Annotated in this window: 15 protein-coding genes; 6 read left to right on the forward strand and 9 right to left on the reverse strand. The window is 64.2% G+C overall.

The genetic code is table 11. The features are described 5' to 3' along the window. Positions 1 to 3: 3 nt before the first annotated feature. Genes ACT3TP_RS10170 through ACT3TP_RS10180 form a run of 3 tightly spaced genes read right to left on the reverse strand, consistent with a single transcriptional unit; the run spans position 4 to position 2,947 of the window. The gene (locus ACT3TP_RS10170; RefSeq protein ID WP_444620525.1) at positions 4 to 1,014 is read right to left on the reverse strand and encodes an ABC transporter substrate-binding protein; all 1,011 of its coding nucleotides are present in this window, start codon (positions 1,012 to 1,014) and stop codon (positions 4 to 6) included. Then, the gene (locus ACT3TP_RS10175; protein WP_444620526.1) at positions 1,011 to 1,835 is read right to left on the reverse strand and encodes an ABC transporter ATP-binding protein; all 825 of its coding nucleotides are present in this window, start codon (positions 1,833 to 1,835) and stop codon (positions 1,011 to 1,013) included. The genes ACT3TP_RS10170 and ACT3TP_RS10175 overlap by 4 nt, the downstream gene beginning before the upstream one ends. Continuing rightward, positions 1,832 to 2,947 carry a FecCD family ABC transporter permease gene (locus ACT3TP_RS10180; RefSeq protein WP_444620527.1) on the reverse strand — a complete coding sequence of 372 codons (1,116 nt, stop codon included), beginning with the start codon at positions 2,945 to 2,947 and terminating at the stop codon, positions 1,832 to 1,834. Before ACT3TP_RS10180 ends, ACT3TP_RS10175 begins: the two co-directional genes overlap by 4 nt. A gap of 263 nt (positions 2,948 to 3,210) precedes the next feature. Here ACT3TP_RS10180 and ACT3TP_RS10185 point away from each other — a divergent pair, with 263 nt between their 5' ends. Further along, positions 3,211 to 4,578, forward strand: a complete 1,368-nt coding sequence (locus tag ACT3TP_RS10185; protein ID WP_444620528.1) for an MFS transporter — start codon at positions 3,211 to 3,213, stop codon at positions 4,576 to 4,578. Between the two features lie 14 nt (positions 4,579 to 4,592). Here the strand turns inward: ACT3TP_RS10185 and ACT3TP_RS10190 are convergent, their stop codons facing one another. After that, positions 4,593 to 5,258, reverse strand: coding sequence for a histidine phosphatase family protein (locus ACT3TP_RS10190; RefSeq protein WP_105650482.1), 666 nt, complete (start codon positions 5,256 to 5,258; stop codon positions 4,593 to 4,595). A 575-nt stretch (positions 5,259 to 5,833) separates the two neighbouring features. On the opposite strand from ACT3TP_RS10190, the gene ACT3TP_RS10195 reads away from it, so the two are divergent. After that, complete coding sequence (locus tag ACT3TP_RS10195) at positions 5,834 to 6,856, forward strand: Abi family protein (protein ID WP_444620529.1); 1,023 nt, start codon at positions 5,834 to 5,836, stop codon at positions 6,854 to 6,856. 590 nt (positions 6,857 to 7,446) lie between these two features. Here the strand turns inward: ACT3TP_RS10195 and ACT3TP_RS10200 are convergent. Next, on the reverse strand, positions 7,447 to 8,679 hold the full coding sequence (locus tag ACT3TP_RS10200; RefSeq protein ID WP_444620530.1) for an MFS transporter: 1,233 nt from the start codon (positions 8,677 to 8,679) through the stop codon (positions 7,447 to 7,449). 463 nt (positions 8,680 to 9,142) lie between these two features. Here ACT3TP_RS10200 and ACT3TP_RS10205 point away from each other — a divergent pair, with 463 nt between their 5' ends. Further along, a complete protein-coding gene (locus ACT3TP_RS10205; protein ID WP_444620531.1) occupies positions 9,143 to 9,787 on the forward strand; it encodes an arsenate-mycothiol transferase ArsC in 645 nt (214 codons plus the stop codon). Between the two features lie 28 nt (positions 9,788 to 9,815). Here the strand turns inward: ACT3TP_RS10205 and ACT3TP_RS10210 are convergent, their stop codons facing one another. The 4 genes from ACT3TP_RS10210 to ACT3TP_RS10225 are packed head-to-tail and all read right to left on the reverse strand — an operon-like array spanning position 9,816 to position 14,587. Continuing rightward, entirely contained in the window at positions 9,816 to 11,615 is a 1,800-nt protein-coding gene (locus ACT3TP_RS10210) for an ABC transporter permease subunit (RefSeq protein ID WP_444620532.1), read from the reverse strand. 12 nt (positions 11,616 to 11,627) lie between these two features. Then, a complete protein-coding gene (locus ACT3TP_RS10215) occupies positions 11,628 to 13,148 on the reverse strand; it encodes an ABC transporter substrate-binding protein (protein ID WP_444620533.1) in 1,521 nt (506 codons plus the stop codon). Positions 13,149 to 13,166: 18 nt separating this feature from the next. Continuing rightward, the gene (locus tag ACT3TP_RS10220; RefSeq protein WP_444620534.1) at positions 13,167 to 13,853 is read right to left on the reverse strand and encodes an ATP-binding cassette domain-containing protein; all 687 of its coding nucleotides are present in this window, start codon (positions 13,851 to 13,853) and stop codon (positions 13,167 to 13,169) included. After that, positions 13,850 to 14,587: an ATP-binding cassette domain-containing protein gene (locus tag ACT3TP_RS10225; RefSeq protein ID WP_444620535.1), complete on the reverse strand. Its 738-nt coding sequence runs from the start codon at positions 14,585 to 14,587 to the stop codon at positions 13,850 to 13,852. Before ACT3TP_RS10225 ends, ACT3TP_RS10220 begins: the two co-directional genes overlap by 4 nt. 352 nt (positions 14,588 to 14,939) lie before the next feature. Here ACT3TP_RS10225 and ACT3TP_RS10230 point away from each other — a divergent pair, with 352 nt between their 5' ends. The 3 genes from ACT3TP_RS10230 to ACT3TP_RS10240 form a co-directional block, all read left to right on the forward strand. Further along, positions 14,940 to 15,932: a pyridoxal-phosphate dependent enzyme gene (locus tag ACT3TP_RS10230; RefSeq protein WP_444620536.1), complete on the forward strand. Its 993-nt coding sequence runs from the start codon at positions 14,940 to 14,942 to the stop codon at positions 15,930 to 15,932. Then, the gene (locus tag ACT3TP_RS10235; RefSeq protein ID WP_444620537.1) at positions 15,929 to 17,560 is read left to right on the forward strand and encodes an FAD/NAD(P)-binding protein; all 1,632 of its coding nucleotides are present in this window, start codon (positions 15,929 to 15,931) and stop codon (positions 17,558 to 17,560) included. The genes ACT3TP_RS10230 and ACT3TP_RS10235 overlap by 4 nt, the downstream gene beginning before the upstream one ends. After that, positions 17,560 to 18,916: alanine racemase (locus ACT3TP_RS10240; RefSeq protein WP_444620538.1), on the forward strand; the 1,357-nt coding region annotated here is incomplete at its 3' end. The genes ACT3TP_RS10235 and ACT3TP_RS10240, both read left to right, overlap by 1 nt.

Below are 18,916 nucleotides of genomic sequence, written 5' to 3' on the forward strand. Positions count from 1 at the left end.
GGGCTAGAACGCCTCGGGATACAGCTGTTCGGCGATGTGGCTTACCGCCTTGACGTTGCCCAGCGTACCGGGGAACACATCGGTGCTGGAGACCGCGATCAGCCGTTTATGCTTCACCGCGGGCATCTGCGGGAAGGTCCGGGCCAGGTATTCGCGGGTGCTCGCCTCATGCTCCGGGTCGTGCACGGTGAACACCAGCGCCTCGGGTTCTTCCGCGGCCAGGGCCTCCGGGGTGATGGTGGCGGCGAAGAATTTATCGAAGGCCGGCTGTTCGGGGGTGAAGATATTCTCCGCTCCGGCCAGGCGCAGGATGTCGTATTCGATGCCCGCGCCGATGCCCTGCAAGGTGGTGCCGTCCACGTAGACCTGCGCGACGCGCAGCTTCGCCACCCCCTCCAGCGCCTCGCTGACCCGCTCCAGCTGCGCGGTGCTGGCCGCGATGAGGTCCGCGGCCGCCTGTTCGGCGGCGAAAATTCCGCCGAGGTTCTGCAGATCGGTGAACAGGTCGGTGACCTCTCCGGTCATCCGCCGGTCCTGGCAGCCGCCGGCGGCCACGTAGACCGCGGCGCCTGCCTGTTCGAGCTGCTCGATGCTCGCGAAGCCCTGCTCGGCGGTGAACTCGTAGGTGGTGGGCGAGTAGACGAAATCGGGGGCGACCGCCAGCAGGTCCTCGCGGCTTGGCGGCAGCGCGCCGCCGATCTGCGGGACCTCGGCCAGCTGGCTGGCCACCTCGGCGGGCAGCTGCTGCGCGGCGGCCTGGCCTTGGCCGGCCAGCTTGTCGGCCTGCCCGAGCCGCACCAGCAGCTCGGTTTGCGCCGGGTGCATGCCCACCACCGACTGCGGGATCTGCGTGGTGCGCACCTGCCGGCCGCAATTCTCCAGGCTGCTGCCCGCCCCGGAAGCGGCCGGCGCCGTGGCGGGTGCGACTGCGGAGCCGCAGCCGCTGAGCGTGAGGAGGGCACTGGCCAGCAGCGCGGTGCCCGCGAGCAGCGGGCGAGGGGAAGCGAGTTTCATGAGGCGAGGTTGCTTTCTGCGCGGGGAGCGGATGTGGTGGAAATCGAATCGGGGGCCGGGCTCGCGCGGCGGCGGAAGGCGAAAACCGGATCCTGCGGTTCGCCGAGGATGCGCGCCTGCACGCCGTAGACGGAGGAGATCAGCTGTTCGGTGATGATGCGGTGCGGCGGGCCGCAGGCGATGATGCGCCCGGCGTCCAGGATGAGCACCCGGTCGCAGTATTGGGCGGCCAGATTCAGGTCGTGCAGGGCGGCGATGACCGTGCGCCCCAGCCCGCGCACGGTGCTCATCAGATCGTGCTGGTGGCTGATGTCCAGGTGGTTGCTGGGCTCGTCGAGCACCAGCACCGGGGTGCGCTGCGCCAGCGCCCGGGCCAGCATGACGCGTTGGCGCTGCCCGCCGGAGAGGGTGGCGACCATGCGCCCGGACAGCTCGGTGATTTCCGTGCGTTCCATGGCTTCCCGGACGATTTCCAGGTCTTCGGCGGAGTCCTTGCCGAAGGAGTTCTGGTGCGGGGCGCGGCCCAGCAGCACGGTTTCGGCCACGCTGAGGTCGAAGTCGGTCGGCGGGTCCTGGAGCATTACGGCAATGGAGCGGGCCGCCTGCTTGCCGGAGAGCTTTTGCACGTCCTGCCCGTCCACGCGCACCGTGCCCTGCCGGGGCTTGACCGCGCGGTAGAGCGTGCGCAGCAGCGAGGACTTTCCGCTGCCGTTGGGGCCGAGCACTCCGAGGACCTCGCCGGAGGGGATCTCCAGGCTGGCCGCGTGCACCACGTCGCGGCCGCCGAGGGCCACGGTGACCTGGTCGAATTGCACCTTCATCGGGAGAACCCCGCACGGTCGGCGCCGTTGCGGCGCATCAGCCAGAGGAAAAACGGTGCGCCGACGAAGGCGGTGAGAATGCCCAGCGGAATCTCGGTCGGCTCCGCGACGGTGCGGGCCAGCAGGTCCGCGGTCATCAGGAATGCGGCGCCGGCGAGCACCGTGACCGGCAGCATCCGGCGGTGGTCGGCGCCGACGATGATGCGCGCGATATGCGGAATCACCAGCCCCACGAAACCGATGCCGCCGGCGACCGAGACCACCGCCCCGGTGAGCAGCGAGGCGATGACCAGCAGCAGCGCACGCAGCCGGGTGGCGTTGATTCCCAGCGAGATGGCCGATTCGTCGCCGGTCATCAGCGCGTTCAGCGAGCGGGAGAGATAGCCGGTGGCGAGGCCGGCGATCAGCAAGGCGATCGCCGGGCCTGCGAGGCTGGACCAGCTCGCCGCGGAGACGCTGCCGAGCAGGAAGAACAGCACGCTGATGACGTTCTGCGCGTCGGTGGAGATGGTGAGATAGCTGGTCACGGCGCTGAGCAGGGTGCCCAGCGCCACCCCGGCAAGGATCATCCTGGTCGGGGAGAGCGTGCCGTTGATCCGGGCCAGCGCCCAGACGCCCAGGCAGGCGCTCAGCGCCCCGGCGAAGGCCGCGGCGTTCATCGAAATGCCGCCGACGGCTGCCGAGCCGAGCACGATCACCAGCACCGCGCCCACGCTGGCTCCGGAGGAAACCCCGAGGATATAGGGTTCGGCAAGCGGGTTGCGCACGGTGACCTGCATCAGCGCGCCGGCCAGGGCCAGCCCCGCTCCGGCCAGCCCGGCCAGCAGCGCGCGCGGGAGCCGGAATTGCCAGACCGCTTGGTCCTGCAGCGCCGTGAGGCTTCCGTCGCTCATCCACGGCATGCCCGGGATCAGGTGGCCCAGCACGATTTGGGTCGCCTGCCCGAGGGTGACCGGTACCGCGCCGACGGCACCGGAGATGACCACCAGCAGCGCGATCAACGCTGCGGTGCCGGCGCACATGAGAAGCGTGCGCCGGTGCATGTTCCGCTGCGGAAGGCTCGGTGGATCGGCGGGCGCGGGCGCCCGGAGTTGCGGGGTAGCTGAAGTCACAAGGACTAATACTAATGAGAATCATTTGTATTAGCAACCGGGTGGATGAAGGCTCGGGGCCATCTGGCCCGGAGCGCGCCGAAAGCCTGCGGACCCAAGGGATTTTAATGCAGTTTTCCGGTGGGCAGGCGCTGCTGCAACCCTTGTAGAACTATGAAGACAGGCCTAATATCGGGGCTAGGGAGTCGTTCCAAGTCCGGCGCCGAGCGCCCGAATATGTGCAGGAAAATGCTCCCAGACACTCGCTATATCGAGGAGGAGCAATGACTGCAGCAGCTTCCGCATCGGGGCGTATGACGCCGGAACAGAAAAGAGTCGCCGGTGCGACAATGGTGGGCACCACCGTGGAGTGGTACGACTACTTCATCTATGCCAATGCCGCGGCGCTGGTCCTGGCCCCGCAGTTCTTCACGCCGGCCGAAGGATCGCTCGGTTCGATCATCGCCTTCGCCACCGTCGGCATCAGCTTCCTCTTCCGCCCCTTGGGTGCCGTGGTCATGGGCCGCGTCGGCGACCGCTATGGTCGCCGGGCGGTGCTGATCACCACGCTGATCATGATGGGCGTGGGCACCACGCTCGTTGGCCTGCTGCCAACCTATGCAACCATTGGCGTCTGGGCCCCGATTCTCTTGATCTTCCTGCGCATCGTCCAGGGCTTCTCCGCCGGCGGCGAATGGGGCGGGGCCGCGCTCATGGCAGTGGAGCACGCCCCGGACAATGCCCGCGGAAAATTCGGCGCCTTCCCGCAGCTTGGCGTTCCGGCGGGCATGCTGCTGGCCTCGGCGGTCAGCGCGATTATCGCCGCGGTGCTCTCCGCGGAGCAGTTCATGGCCTGGGGTTGGCGCATTCCTTTCCTGCTCAGCTTCGTGCTGATCCTCATCGGCCATTACATCCGCGTGAAAGTCCAGGAGTCCCCGGTCTTCCACGAGCTGGAGAAGACCAAGCAGACCGAGACCGCCCCGCTGTCCACGCTGTTTAGCAAGCACCCGAAGAAGGTCGTGCAGGCGACCTTGGTGTTCATGGGAAACAACACCGCAGGCTACATGCTCACCGGCGGTTTCATTCTGGGCTATGCGACAAACAAGCTGGAATTGAACGCCGGAGACATCCTCAATATCATCACCATCGGGTCGGTGGCCTGGCTGATTTCCACTTGGTTCGGCGGCGTGCTTTCGGACAGAATCGGGCGCAAGAAGATGTTCATCATCGGCTGGGTGCTGTTGCTTTCCTGGCTCTTCCCGCTGTTCTTGCTCATCGAAACCGCGAACCTCGCCTGGGTGACCGTGTCCCTGGTGGTCTTCGGTGCCTTCATGGGCTTCTCCTACGGGCCGCTGCCGGCGCTCTACGCCGAGCTGTTCCCGGCGCGCATCCGGCTCAGCGGTGCCTCGATCAGCTATGCGCTGGGTTCGGTGGTCGGCGGCGCGTTCGCGCCAACGATTGCCGCCGCGCTGGTGGGCAAGTTCGACACCACCGTGGCGGTATCCACGTACCTGTTCATCTGGGTGGCCGCCTCGCTGCTCGCGACCCTGACGCTGAAGGACCGCACCGGAGCGGACCTGTATCCGCATGATGCGGAAACCGAAGGCGTTGATCTTGGAAAGCGGAACGAGACGGGCCCGGAAAACCTCTGAGCTGAAAGCGGTCCCTATTCTCGGGTGAAAGTATCCGCGGCCGCGCCGTCGGTGGCCGGATCTTCCAGATCCGCTCCGCCGATGGCTTGCTCTTGCCACTGAGTGGCACGCCAATTTCCGGGGGAGCCCTCGACGATGATGGCCCCGGTGTTGGACACCGAATGCTCCGCGGAGAACGCTGCATCCAGGTTCTCGCACCGGGCTGCGGCCCAGACGCGGATGATGGCCCCGTGGGTGAAGATTGCCGCGGTCTGCGCTCCGGAGGCTGCCACCTCCGCCACGGCTTCATCGAAACGCGCCAATTCGGCTGCCCCATCCGGGCCGCCACCGGGCATCGGGGTTTCCAGCTTCCCGTCGGCCCATCCGAGCGCGATGGAGAGGTAGGTCTGGACGGACTGCTGATCGTTGGCCATCTCCAGCGCACCGGCGGAGATCTCACGCAATCCACTGCGCACTACGACGTCCAGGCCGAGGGCATCCGCCAGCGGAGCCGCAGTCTGCTGGGTGCGCACCAGGTTCGAGGCGTAAATGGCCTCGATGCCGGTTTCGCCAAGCAGGGCCACCAGGGCTTCGGCCTGCTGCTGCCCGAGCTCGGTCAGCGGCGCTCCCGGTTCCGCCGTGTCGAGGTGGTGCCCGACGTTCGAGGGGGTCTGTCCGTGGCGAATGAGGAAAAGGCGCATGGGAACATTGTGCCCATTGCGGCGATGACTTGGGTAGTGCGCCACACGTTGAAGGCTCGACGGCAGCGTTGAGATGGTGCTGCCACTTGCCAGCATCAAGTGCATTTTCCCCACCCGCCCACGCTTCTCAGGGCTGCGCACGGGATCATCCCCGTGCCGAAGAAATATACAGAACCTGACCCGAATGTTCGCAGGTTGAAGGCCACGAGCGCTAAAGCACTTGTCAGCACCGCCGGAGAAAGCCTCTGGTTAGGACTGGAGCCACTGAAACGAATATGGGACTCATGAAAGCCGCTGCTGCATAAGCCCTGGAAAGTTGATTCTGCTGTTGTGGGGAGGGTTCCTGGCTTTATGACCCTCTAGAAGTTCCTTTTGCGGACGGTGGCTGGCGGAACGTACATCCACAAGCTGTCAGCAAGAATCCTTCGTGTGCGTCAGAATCACTATGTTCGGTCTCCAAGAACATCGCCCCCGCCACTGTCAGGGGGATGTGCTAGCCTGTAGTCATCAGACATCGCCCCCCTCTGAGCCTCGGCTCAAGGGGGCGATTTTCATTGGTCGACAAACGGTGATGCGTGGAGTATACAAAGGAATTCAAAGAACGCGATGAACTGCTTCGACAACTTGAAGCCGACGGTCTCGCCATTTCTGACGAAGTCGAGGCACTTAATTTCCTTACCCGCGTAGGGTACTTCCGCTCTGGAGCATACCGATACGTATTTCGACAGTTGCTCCCGGTCGACCAGGTGGATGAGCGTCTGCATCAGTACCGTCAAGACCAGTACATCCCCGGCGCGAGAATCGACCACGTGATGAAGCTTGAGGCATTCGATTTCAAATTGTCGCGCGTCTGTTTAGAGGGGCTTCTGGACTTCGAAGTCCGGGTGAGGGCTGCAATTGCTCATACTCTGGCGGTAAAGGATGTCGCCGCCCATACCCTTCTCCGTTGTCTCGACACTGATGCCTGCGGGAAGCCCGTCGGCGAACGAACCAAATTCGATGCATGGATGGAAACGTGCCAGGAGGCGGTTCGAACCGGAGCAGAAGACGAGGACTTCATCGCGCATCATCTGCTGAAGTATCCAAATCAGCCAATGCCGATCTGGGCGCTGACTGAAGTGCTCAGCTTCGGAAAACTTCCATATTTGTTCGAGCTGATGCAGACACCAGATGCTCGCGAAGTAGCGCGCATGTTCGGTTTTGCCCATCCGCGTCGATTCGGAGCAGTGCTCCGCATGATGGTCGATTTCCGCAACACGTGCGCTCACGGCTCGCGTTTGTACAACCGAGCCTTCAAAAGACCGCTCTCGATCAAACCTCACGAAACTACGAGCGGTTTACTTACTCATTTGATGGCGCCGAACTTCACGGCAACGCCAAAGCCGCATCAAAGGCTGTACATCTACGCAGCGACACTGGCGTTCATGCTCATGTCTCACTCAAGCGGCTCGGGCTGGAATATGACTTTCAAGACGCAAGTCAAAAAGCTCGACATACAACTTCGGGCCCCAGACAACTCCCTGCTCATTTCCCCTGAGATAAGCATGGGGTTCCCCCAAAACTGGATGGATCTGGACCTCTGGAAACCAAAGCGCTAATAGTCGTGCTGACGAGCAACTGACGCCGGACGGTTCCGACAAGTTGGTCAGTGAATATCCATGGGGTTGCTCAACAGCATTGTGCCAGTGAGCCGGTTGCCGCGAATCCGCTATCGGATGTCCAGAGAGGGTTACTCGTAAGGGCGTCCTAGATTAGTGCAGAGGACTTTGGGCACTCAGTCCAGTCGCGTTCGGAAAATGACCACGGACCTGGAAAATGCGTTAATGCTTTGCGGAGATTGCGTCTGCATCCAGGGTCAAGTTTTTGTTTTAGAGAATTTTATGCGTCGTTTTCGGAAGTCTTCTGGTGCGCGCCAACAGGGGGGTGTTGCCTTTGGCGATGGGCGCATCAGAGCAGGCATGTATGCACAACCAAGCGACGGGGTTGTAGCGACGTCTTGCCGCCATTATGTACAAAGCAGTCCGCCTCGGCGGTCCACGTGAGAAAGATGAGGCGCTGCAGATTCCTCAAAATTGCCCAATGAGTTCGAAACCACCACGTCGATGTCCGCGAGGTTTGGACCGGACGCGTAGTCCGTTAGGTCCTCAAGACTATGGTGGGTTCCCGCGGGCATGACCCCACCGACTACCTAGGCGTGCTGGATCGAGTTCAGCGGCGAGTTCTTGGGCAGCAGAACCATGACCATCGCCAAGCCCAGCGTCCCGAAGAACGCGCTCACCCACCAGGTGGAAGACCATCCGCCGGTGAGGACCACCAGCCAGGCGACGAGCATCGGCCCGGTGAAGTTTCCGATATTGAATATCTGTTGCATGAGGCCCATGGCGGCCGGGGCCGAGCCGCCCTCCGGTGCCAGATCAACCGCCAGGCGCGTCATCGTGGCCGGAACGGCGGCACCGCAGAGCGAGAACAGCCCCACGCAGAGCACCTGAACGAGCACCAGCGATGCCGGGTAGTCGATCGCGAAGGTCAACAGGGCCATCACGGCCATGACCGCAAAGGAGGCCAGCAGCATTTTCTTGCCCGCGATTCCACGGTGCAGCAGCAGCCCGGTGATAATCGCTCCGAGCGCGTTCAGCCCGCCGACTACCGCCGAGAATAACCCGCCGAGGATTGGCGACAGCCCGTCTTCGCGGAAAATGGTGGGCAAGAATCCGACGATTGCCATCCACTGCACGGTGTAGCAGCCGAAGATGATGCCGCTGATCCAGATGCGGCCGGAAGCTGCGGTCACCACGATCTTCCTCAAGGCTTCCTTGGCGCTGGTGCCTCCGCCCGGGGCAGAGGCGGAGACGAACTTGAGAATCAGCAGGATCGGGAGCATGGTCAGCACCGCAAGAATGAACCACCAGCTCTGCCAGGAGATGAAGCGCAGGGCAACCGCGGTGCCCAAGACACCGAAAAAGGTGGCGATGCCCATGAAGGCGGCCCACCAGCCCACCGCCAGATTCATGCGTTGCAGCGGCGCATGGGCGCGCACCAGACCGGGGCCCATCACGCTGCACATGATCACCCCGGCCCCCTCGATAATTCGCGTGCCCAGCAGCATCCCGGCGTTGGGGGAGAAGGAGCCCAGCGCCGAGCCAAGAATGAGCAGGAGCAGGCCGAGGATCATGATTTTTCGCTGGGAATAGATTTCGGCGAGCAGCGACATGGCCAGGCCGCCGAGCATGCCGGCGACCTGGACCACCCCCAGCAGCACGCCGGAGAGGATCAACGAGATGTGCAGCTCCTCTTGCAGCACCGGAAGCGCCGAAGGGAGCTTCCAGATATGCAAGGCCGCCATAATGCCCGCAAAGACCGTTGTTATCCAGGCCGCATCCGTGCGCTGATGCGCGATAGCCGGGGTGGGTCCTGTCGCCATGCCACGTCCTTCCACGCTGGATCACGCGCAAAAAGTTCCGTGATCCGAGACATACGCATGGATTCTTTCATGCTCTGCCGCATCAGGCGCCTTTGTAACGCTTGATGTTGCACCGCGCATGGCCAGGCGGGGCCGGATTGCGCCATCACGCGCCTGCCTGGTGGCCGTCGGGAGTGTGCGGCGGCCTGTGGTGAGCCAAATGAATTCGGCATTGACCGGCAACCTGGGATATTGACAATCATCGATGTATTGCCGAAGATTAGATATCGATAGTCATCGATGTCTAGCGACGTACGTGTTGATGGTTAAGCGAGATGGACCATGCTCTTCCAGAGCCGACGAGTTTGCTGTGGGTGTTTTTTATGCCGCCGGTGTCAAAAACGCCTTGGATAAATCACCGTTCTTCACAAAGTTGCTGCGTAGCGATGAGTTGCCAGCTGAGAAAAGGAATAGGGCAGTTCACATGACTTGGACACCGAACGACACCGATCCCACCAAGGACACCCACGTATTGGGCCGGATGTCCGAGCATTTAGCCGAACGCTACGCGGGCACGTTCACTCCCGAGATGATAGAACGCTATGTCTTCGAGTCGTATGCCACCTTGGGGCGTACCGCACGTGTGCGGACCTACCTGGCGGCCATTGCCACCCGCTTCGCCGATGACAGACTGCGCGCGCTCGCTCAATCCATGGGCAGCATTGCCAAGGACAATCCACAGGTATTATTCGTTTGCGTGCAAAATGCCGGGCGTTCGCAGATGGTCGCCGCATTGCTCGCGGAAGTATCCGGCGGGCGGGTGGAGGTCCGCTCCGCGGGCTCGTTGCCCGCCGGAGAGATTCAGCCATTGGCGGTGGAGCTGCTCAAGGAACACAATATTAGCTTGGAAGATGCGTTCCCCAAGCCGCTCACCGATGACGTGGTGCGAGCCGCCGACTATGTCATCACGATGGGGTGCGGTGACACCTGTCCCATCTATCCAGGCAAGCAATACCTGGACTGGGACGTCGCCGATCCGCAGGATATGACGCTTGACGAGGCGAGGGGAATCTACGCCGACATTGAGCATCGCGTGACCGAGCTCTGGGAACGCATCCAATCCTCCTAAGCAGCCGGACCGTCGCGGCCGCGTCGCGCTATGCTCCCGAAATGCCTGCCGGTGCAGGTTCCGCGGTCTTGGCCTCGGCACGGGCCGGCTTTTGCGGTGCGCGCCGCATCCCGGCCACGGCCACCGCGCAGACCGAGGTCAGCACCAGGGCAATCGCCGGGGTGAGCGTGGTCCACGGGGCGCGCTCCACGTAGCCGATGCCTTCGGCGAGCAGCAGGCCCCACTCCGGCATGGGCGGCTGCGCGCCGAGACCCAGGAAGCCGAGCGCGGCAAGCGCTAGGGCAACGCCCGGAAGGCGCAGCATGCCGTGGCGCAGCAGCGCCGGAAGCGTTGCGGGAAGAATATGCCGGGTGAAGATCTCGAAGCGTGACATCCCGGCCAGCGGAAGCCAGCGGATGTGGCCCATGGCCCGCGCCTCGTCGATCAGCGAGGCGGCATGCGCGGTCAGCGGCGGCCAGGTAACCCACAGCACCGCAAGCGCGGCTCCGCCGACGGAGGGGCCCATCAGCGCCGCAATGATCACCCCGGCAAGAATCGGCGGCGTGGCATTGGCGATTTCTGCCGGGCCGCGGGAGATGTCGCCGAGCACCGCCAGCAGCAGGCCGATGATGATGGCGCACAAGACGATCAATACCGCGGGGGTGATCGTCCCGAGCGTCCCGTGGGCGACCCGCGCAAGCAGATCGCGTCCGCTGGAATCGGCCCCGAAGGGCAAGGAGAGACTCGGCGCGGCCAGTCGTTGATGCTCAATCGCATAGGGGTCCCGGGGCAGGCCGAAGGCGAGGATCGCCAGCAGCGCGGAGCAGGTAATTATTGCGGTGAAGCGTGCGATCCGCCCATTGCCGCGCGCCTCGGGCGCCGGTGGCAGTGAGCCCGGTGGAAGCGGTCCGCCGCGCAACCAGCGCCTGGCCAAGGCGGTGAGGGTGCCGATGAGCACCGCGGCCCCCGCCATGAGCAGCACCCCGGCCTGCAGGGCCGGGATGTCCTGGGCATTGGCCGAACCGAGCAGATAGCGGCCGAGCCCGGGAATCGCGAATACCTGTTCCACGGCTACCGCGCCGCCGAGCAGGCCGATGAACACCAGACCCAGCTGATCGATGGTTGTCGCGGCCGCCCGGCGCAGCACCCCGGACAGGATGACCGGGGCGCCGGCTCCGGCCAGACGCCAGACGTCCACCCAGGATTCCTCGCCGGCCCCGGAGATCGCATCCGCGAGCAAGCGTCCGAGCAGGCCTCCCGCGGGGATGCCAAGGGCAAGGGCCGGGAGGATGGCGGTCTCGAGGCCGGTCCAGCCGTAGGGCGGCAGCCAGCCCAGCTGCACCGAGGCGATGACCAGCAGGATGCTTGCCAGCAGGAATTCGGGCAGTGCGGTCAGCGCAACCCCGACCGGCCCGGAACCGCGGTGCTCCAGGCCGCGCAGCGCACGCACCGCGGCCGGGGCGATCAGGCAGCTGGTGACGAGCAGCGCAACGATGATGGCGAAGGCGGTGAGCGTGGCGGAGACGGATACCGCCTGCCACACGCCCGGACCGATTTCGGCCCCGCTGACCCAGGAATTGCCCAGATCCCCGCGCAGCACCGCGGACCACCAGCGCAGGCTGGAGGCCAGCGGGCCACCATCGAGCCCCAGCTGCTCACGTATGGCCGCCAGGGCTTCGGGCGTGGGCTCCAGTTCTGCGTAGCGCGCCCGCAGCACCGCGGCGGCCGGGTCGGTACGCGAGAGCCAAGGCAGGGCGCCGGCAATCAACAGCAGCACCACGCCGCTGAGCAGGCGTGAGACCAGGGAAAGCAGCTTGTTTTGCCGCCCGCCGGGACGTCTGTTTTTCATCGGGCAGTTGCCTTACTCGGCGCCGAGCCGGGTGGTGGCGGTGATCAGCTGGCGTTCGCGCGGATCCCGTGAGGCATCCTGAAGGTCAGGAACTTCGCCCTGGATGACACGTTCGTGCAGCAGTGGAATTGCGGCATCGGTGCCCAGAATCCTGGCTTCGGCCAGCATGATCTGGTGCTGGCGTTCTTTGCCGGCTTCGGTTTCCGCGGCGGTCTCAATTACCTGGTCAACTTCCGCAGAGCAGAGCTGGGAAATGGCGAAGCCGCCCTCGCAGCTGAAGTCCGAGGCGAAGTAGGCCACCGGATCCCCGGAGTCCAGCACGGTGGCACGGGAGAGGATGAATGCGTCAAATTTGCCGTCGAGGGCATCGGCTTCGATGTACTGGTATTCGCGCACATCTTGGCTCACCTCGAACCCGGCGGCTTCCAGCTGCTGTTCCAGCAGCACGGCGACCTCGGGAAGCTCCGCCCGATCGGTGAAGGTGCCGAGATTGATCTTCACGCCCTTCACCTTGGCCGGTTCCGCCCGGCCTGCCAGCAGCTGCTGGTAGTCGGCATCTTGGCGGTAGCCGGCCGCGTAGGGCAGGGCCGGGCCCAAGAGGCCGTCGGCGAGATCGGCCCGGTTCTCATAGACCGATCCGACGATGGCGGCGCGGTCGATGGCCTCGCGTGCCGCGGCGCGCACGGCCGGATCCTTAAATGGTCCTTGCTCGGTATTCAGGTAGAGCGTGTTGGTGCGCGGCATCGGCACCTCGGTGAGCAGTTCCTGATCCACCGAAGCGGCCTGCCCCGCCGGGATTGCCTCCACCACATCGGCTTCCCCGGTGCGCAGCGCCGCGGCGCGGGCGGTGCCGTCGGGAACGAACTTCACGTCGATGCCCGAAGCCTTGGCTGCCTCGCCCCAGTAGTCATCGAAGCGGTCCAGGGTGGCTCCGGAGACGCCGTCTACGGCCACAAGCTGGAACGGTCCGGTTCCCGTGCCCAGCGGGTTCACCCCGGATTCCGTGTAGGCGGCCGCGTCAAAGATCGCCAGCTGCGGGCTGGAGAGCCGCTGGGGCAGCAGCGGGTCCGGGTCGGCGGTGGTGATGCGAATGCCTTGCTCTCCGTGGGCTTCCACGCTCAGCTGCGTGCCGTTCAGGATGCGCGGTACCGGGGTGGAGTCGATCGCGCGGCGCAGCGAGTTCACCACCGATTCTGCGGTCAGCGGCTGCCCGTTGTGGAAGCTGACCCCTTCACGAATGCTGAAGTTCCAGATCAGCTCTCCTTCACGGGTCCACTCGGTGGCCAGTCCAGCTACCGCGTCACCGGCATCATCCAGGTTGACCAGGGTTTCCGCGGCGGACCAGCGGGAGAGCTTAAAGGCATCGTCGCTGAGCGGGCTGAGCCCGGAACGCGGCGGCTGCATATGCGCCACGGAGATGCGGTCCGCGGCGGCTTCTCCGGGGCTGGCGGTGGAAAAGCACCCGGTGAGCGTGAGCGCACCAACCAGGGGGAAGAGAATCAGTGCGAGGGATCTGGAACGTGGTCGAATCATAGGTTGTCTATTCCTTGGCTAGTTGAGGCGATTTCGGGTGGGTGCACAGATGCGCACCGTGCGCGAACATCGCGCGGCAAGCTGGGGGTCATGGGTTACGAGAAGCAGCGCCACACCCGAAAGGGCTATGGTCGCGAGCAGGTCGGCGGATACCGCACACGCAGTCTGCGGATCCAGGGCGCTGGTCGGTTCGTCGGCCACGAGCACCGCCGGGCGCACGGCCAAGGCCCGGGCAAGGGCCGCACGTTGCGCTTGGCCGCCGGAAAGCTGGCTCGGACGCCGCCCGAGCAGCGCCGGGTCAAAGTGCGCGAGCTCGGTGGCTTGCGCTATCAGATGCTCGGCGGATTCACCTGGCAAGAGCCGCGCGATGGCATGTGCCATTGACTGGCGAATCGTCCAGCGCGGCACCAGAGCGGCCGCCGGATCTTGCGGAACTCCCTGCACCAGCCGGCGCCGCTGCGCGCAGACTAGCTTGTGCGGTGCGGCCCACTCGTGGCCCTGGACATTGATCTGGCCGGAGGATGGTGCGCGCAACCCGAGGACCATCTCGGCGAGCGTGGTTTTTCCGGATCCAGAGGCGCCCACTACGGCGATTGATTCACCGGCCGAAATCTCAAAAGTTGTCGGAGCGAGCACCTGCCGCTCCTTGGCGCCGCGCCCGTAGGTTGCGCTGACCTGCGCTACTTCCAGTACGGCCCGGCTCATGGCCGTGCTCGTTCCATGGTGGGCCCGGCGAGCTGGCAGATCTTCCCGGATTCCAGCGCGAGTCGACGAGTCGCCAGCGCAGTGGCTACCGCAGGATCGTGCGTCACCACCACGAGCGTCTGCCGAGCGGTGATGACACGGTCAAGCAGGGCCAGGGTCTGGTCCCGCGATTCGTGGTCAAGGGCGCTGGTCGGTTCGTCGGCGAGAATCAGCGGAGCATCGCTGAGCACTGCCAGCGCGACCGCAGCGCGTTGCGCCTGCCCGCCAGATAGTTCCGCGGGCCTGCGCTGGCTCAGTGCCGGGTCGGTCAGCCCCACGGCGTTCAGTGCCTCGTGGACCTGGCCGGCGTTTTTTCCGGTGACCTTGCGCAGCTGCCGCCCCAGCGGGAGAAGCGGGTGCAGAGCATCGAGCCCGCGCTGCGGAATGAATCCGATGCGGGTGAAATTCGCCGTGCGGGTGCCGGTGAAAGCCAAGCCCGCGGCCCACCGTCCGGTGAGCGTGGCCAGCAGCAGGGACTTGCCGCTGCCGGAGGGGCCGGTGACGACAATGCGCTCGCCGGGGAACAGCGCAAGCTCATCGATTTCGAGCAGGGACTGCTGAGTTCTTGCAGCGACCACGCGGGCGTTTTTGAGGCGGATCAGTGGGTCGGATGGCGCAACGAGCAGGGTGATGGGCTGTTGCCCAATCGCGTGGCCATCTGTGGCGTGCTGAGCGAGGGTGCTCTTAACTGTCATAATGAGAATGATTATCACTTAGATTAGACTATTGGCGCAAATCCTGCGTGGGCCCGCCGGGCAGCATTGCCTGCGGATCAACTGCTTGGGGACCGGCCGGCGACGCGCTCAGTGAATCCAGGAGAGGGCCGGGACCGTTCGGCAAGGCGTAGTTTCTGCAGGTATTCGTGGAATTTAGCGGTGGGCAGCAAGCCGAAAACGAAAATCGACACTGAAACGTGCGTTATGCCAGCCAGTTCCGATCTTCCATGTTTAGACTTGCCAAACTGGGTAGCGGTGGAGGTCACACCGCATTCATTTTGCCAAGCACTTGTCAGCAGGATTTGTCACCGCCCGAATGCGAGTAATGATCATGGATAGTGTAGGAACTTTGAGTCCGTTCAACTCACCAACGGTGAAACTGGACAGGCTTTTTGGCACGCCTCGTGTTGAGGTTTTTGCAAAACTGGATTTGCTGCAGCTCTCCGGGAGCACCAAGGAACGCACCGCCGGTAGCCTGGTCGATGCCTTCATGCGATCGGGCCAGCTGCAGGCCGGCGGCATGGTCGTCGAGTCGACATCCGGAAATCTGGGCATCGCCTTATCCAGGCAGTGCGTGGTGCGCGGGATCAAATTCGTGGCCGTCGTCGACGAGAACGCCAATAAGTCGGCGTTGGAGATCATGCGCGCCTACGGTGCCGAGGTTGATCTGGTGCTTGACCCGCCGGACGGGAACAGGCTCGCGGCCCGCCGCCGCCGGGTAGCGCAGCTGCTCGCCGACAATCCGGGCGCCGTGACAACGAACCAGTATGGTTCACCGCATAACCCCGAGGCGCATTATTCAACCACCATGCCGGAAATCATGGAAGCGATGGACGGGCGTCTGGACATGCTCTTCGTCGCCACAAGCACCACCGGCACTCTTCTCGGCTGCCAGCAGTACGTGCGCGAGCATGGCCTGGCCACCGAGCTGGTGGCCGTGGACGCGCTGGGTTCGGTGCTCTTCGGCGGCGACTCCGGCAACCGGCGGCTACCCGGACTCGGGGCAGGGATTGTCCCGGCGCTGGCCCTCCAATCCGAACCGGATCGAGTGTGCCGAATTCCGGAGATCCAGATGGTCCGCGGCTGCCGGCGGCTCGCTCGGCGCGAAGGGATTCTCGCCGGAGCGTCAACCGGTGCGATTGTCTCCGCCATGGACCAGCTGCTCCCGGAGATTCCGGATGGTTCACGCATCGCCTTCTTGGTCCATGACTCCGGGGTGCCCTACCTGCAAAGCGTGTACAACGATGACTGGGTCCGCGACAATCTGGGCGAGGAGCCGGATCTGGATACCTCGCAGTCGTTGGAAGACTCTCCGGCCCGATGACCCGCATTGCCATGATTGGCGGCGGCCCGAAGTGCCTGTTCGCGTTGCTTGAACTCAACGATGCATTGACAAGCGTTCAGGAAACTCCGGTTCGGGTTGACGTCTATGATCCTTATCCGCCGGGGGCCGGCAGGGTCTGGAATACCGGCCAGCCGCGTGAGCTGCGGCTGAACGTCAATTCCCGCATTATCGATGCGTCTTCCACCCTGTGTCTGCAGAGCTTCGATCAGTGGCGGGCCGTTAGCGGCGAAAACGCTGGAGGGGAGGACACCTACCCCGCGAGAGCCCTGGTCGGGGAGTACTTGCGCGAGCAATTCGAGCGGCTCGTCGAAGACGGGTGCCTGAACCTGGCACACCGGCCTTTGGTGGTCACGGGGATCGAGCGCCAGGGAGCGCAGTGGGAAGTTTTCTCCGAGCAAGGATCCGAACTCTACGATGAGGTGGTGCTCGCGACCGGGCACGGGCTCGCCGGATACCGTTCGGAAGGCATGCTTGGCGGGGCGCTCAGCGCTACGCAACTGACGGTTGAACGCGAAGCCGATGTCATGGGCAAGGTGCCGCCGGGAAGCAATGTTCTCATTCGCGGCGCGGCACTGACCGCCTATGACGTGGTCCTGGCCCTGACCGAAGGGAGGGGCGGACACTGGGAACAGGAGATGCGCAATGGGCTCCCCACGGTGCGCTATCTTCCCGGTGGGCAAGAACCGGCACGCATCACCATGACCTCGCGAAGCAACATTCCGATGAGCCCCAAACCGCAGCGCATTCCAGCGCCGCTGCGCGAGGTTCTGGATGATTTCCGAACCCGCATTCGCGCATGGGGCGCGGCGAACGCGGCACCCAGCGGCAAAGCCACAGACCGGCCCGAAGCTGATCTGGATGCGCTGTGGCAGATCCTGCTGGCTTGCGCCCTGCGGTGCGCGCAGCGAAGCGGCATCCGGGCCTCGGCCACGGAGCTCTTCGAGACCATACTTGCCGGACAGTCCGAAGCGATGTCGGCCATCAATTCTCCCGCCGAAAAGCTGCGTGCGAGCCTCCGGGCCAACCGCAGAGTGGATCCTGCCACCCACGAATGGATCTGGTCCATCCTCTGGTCAGGACTTTATGCGCAGTTGGTTCCGGCGCTGTCGAGAATCCAGTGGCGTACCGGGGACCGCGAGCGGTTCAACCGCCTGGCCGCAAATCTCGAACGCATGGCTTTCGGACCTCCCGAACCCACCGCATTGAAGCTCTTGGCACTGTTTGACGCGGGAGTACTCCAGCAAGAGCCATCCGCCGATGCCGTAACTGCAGAGGCAATCGTGATCGATGCGGTGACCGCACCGGCCGGGGTGCTCAGCGGCCCGGCACCGGAGGGCCGTCCCGCTCATTCCTTGTTCGGCAGCCTGCTCGTCAACCAAGAAATCCAGATCCGCCGCGCAGAACGCGGGCTGCTGACGGACACCGACGGTACCTGCCTGAACGCCCGAGGCGAACGGAACGAGTCGCTGGCTGCCCTGGGCAGGCCCGCCGAAGACCCCACGCTGGGCCACGACACCTTGAACCGCACCCTGCACCCGGAATACCGGGCTTGGGCTCAACGAATAGCAACGAAGATTACCTCCGCAAGCCAGAAAGTAGCTCCCTGATGCCACCACTGATGCACGGAACCGCTCCGCTCACCGCTCGTCTGGAACCTTGGATGGAACGGCTCCTGGCCGACCCGATGCTATGCCAAGAATTGATCGAAGAGCACGGCTCGCCGTTGAACCTCCACGATTTTGCGCCGATGAGCCGGAATATCGGTGAGCTGCGCCAAGCCGCGGAGGAACACGGGATCGATTTCCAGATCTATTTGGCGCGTAAGGCAAACAAGACGATCGGCGCCATCGACCAAGCCGCAGCCGAGGGTTGCGGCGTCGACGTGGCGAGTTTCAACGAGCTCGACCAGTGCCTGAAGCGAGGGATCCCGGCAGAGATGCTGATCGTCACGGCCGCGGTCAAGTCACCGGCACTGCTCACGTTGGCGGTGGACAACGACGTGGTGCTGAGCCTGGACAATGTCGACGAGGCGCTGGATCTGCTGGATATCGCAGAGCGGTCCGGGCGCCGAGTTCGGGTCGCGCTGCGCCTCGCCTCGGCGAACCCAAGGATTGCTCCCACCCGTTTCGGGCTCCACGCCGCGCGGTGGCTGGACTTTCTCGACTCTGCGGACCGAACCGCAGGCTTGGAGGTGTGCGGCATCCATTTCCACCTCAACGGGTACAGCGGAGAGCAGCGGGCCTTGGCGTTGGCCGAATCGTTGCGGCTCATCGATGTGTTGCGGGAGTTGGGCCATGCCCCGCAATTCGTGGACATGGGCGGCGGGATCCCGATGTCCTATCTGGATGATGCCGCGCAGTGGACCGGTTTCTGGGAGGAGCTTGCCGCCCTGCCTGCCGGGGATGAATCCTTGACATGGAAATCCGACCGGCTGGGCGCCATGGGGGCCGAGCCAAGCGGCTCGGCGTATCCGTACCACCAGAAGTTGATCCGCGGAGAATGGCTGACTCAAGTTCTTGCAAGCCATCCCGAAGGCGGGAATGAGTCCGTAGCGCAGATGCTCAAAGAACGCGGCATTCAGCTGCGCTGCGAACCAGGTAGGACGCTGCTGGACGGCTGCGGGATGACGCTTGCCCAGGTGGCTTTCGTCAAAACCCGCAGCGATGGGCTCCCGCTAGTGGGCCTGTATATGAACAGAACGCAATGCCGCTCAACGTCGGCAGACTTCCTGGTGGATCCCTTGCTCCTCCATACAGGAACGCCCCGAGGCGAGCGTGCGGCGCTCAGCGCGTTTTTGGTGGGGGCCTATTGCATCGAGGAAGAGCTGATCCTGCGGCGTCGATTCGAATTCCCGCAGGGCGTGGCCGCCGGGGACCTCGTAGCTTTTCCTAATACCGGCGGATATCTCATGCACATCATCGAGAGTGGATCCCATCAGCTGCCCTTGGCACGCAACCTCTGCT

The organism is Glutamicibacter sp. AOP38-B1-38 (genome assembly GCF_052377485.1).
Taxonomy (GTDB): Bacteria; Actinomycetota; Actinomycetes; order Actinomycetales; family Micrococcaceae; genus Glutamicibacter.

Excerpts from the sequence above, each read along its gene's own strand:
- ACT3TP_RS10230 (WP_444620536.1), top strand. The coding sequence starts at position 14,940 with ATGGATAGTGTAGGAACTTTGAGTCCGTTCAACTCACCAACGGTGAAA.
- ACT3TP_RS10185 (WP_444620528.1), top strand. The coding sequence starts at position 3,211 with ATGACTGCAGCAGCTTCCGCATCGGGGCGTATGACGCCGGAACAGAAA.
- ACT3TP_RS10190 (WP_105650482.1), bottom strand. The coding sequence starts at position 5,258 with ATGCGCCTTTTCCTCATTCGCCACGGACAGACCCCCTCGAACGTCGGG.
- ACT3TP_RS10200 (WP_444620530.1), bottom strand. The coding sequence starts at position 8,679 with ATGGCGACAGGACCCACCCCGGCTATCGCGCATCAGCGCACGGATGCG.
- ACT3TP_RS10210 (WP_444620532.1), bottom strand. The coding sequence starts at position 11,615 with ATGAAAAACAGACGTCCCGGCGGGCGGCAAAACAAGCTGCTTTCCCTG.
- ACT3TP_RS10170 (WP_444620525.1), bottom strand. The coding sequence starts at position 1,014 with ATGAAACTCGCTTCCCCTCGCCCGCTGCTCGCGGGCACCGCGCTGCTG.
- ACT3TP_RS10225 (WP_444620535.1), bottom strand. The coding sequence starts at position 14,587 with ATGACAGTTAAGAGCACCCTCGCTCAGCACGCCACAGATGGCCACGCG.
- ACT3TP_RS10175 (WP_444620526.1), bottom strand. The coding sequence starts at position 1,835 with ATGAAGGTGCAATTCGACCAGGTCACCGTGGCCCTCGGCGGCCGCGAC.
- ACT3TP_RS10215 (WP_444620533.1), bottom strand. The coding sequence starts at position 13,148 with ATGATTCGACCACGTTCCAGATCCCTCGCACTGATTCTCTTCCCCCTG.
- ACT3TP_RS10220 (WP_444620534.1), bottom strand. The coding sequence starts at position 13,853 with ATGAGCCGGGCCGTACTGGAAGTAGCGCAGGTCAGCGCAACCTACGGG.
- ACT3TP_RS10235 (WP_444620537.1), top strand. The coding sequence starts at position 15,929 with ATGACCCGCATTGCCATGATTGGCGGCGGCCCGAAGTGCCTGTTCGCG.
- ACT3TP_RS10205 (WP_444620531.1), top strand. The coding sequence starts at position 9,143 with ATGACTTGGACACCGAACGACACCGATCCCACCAAGGACACCCACGTA.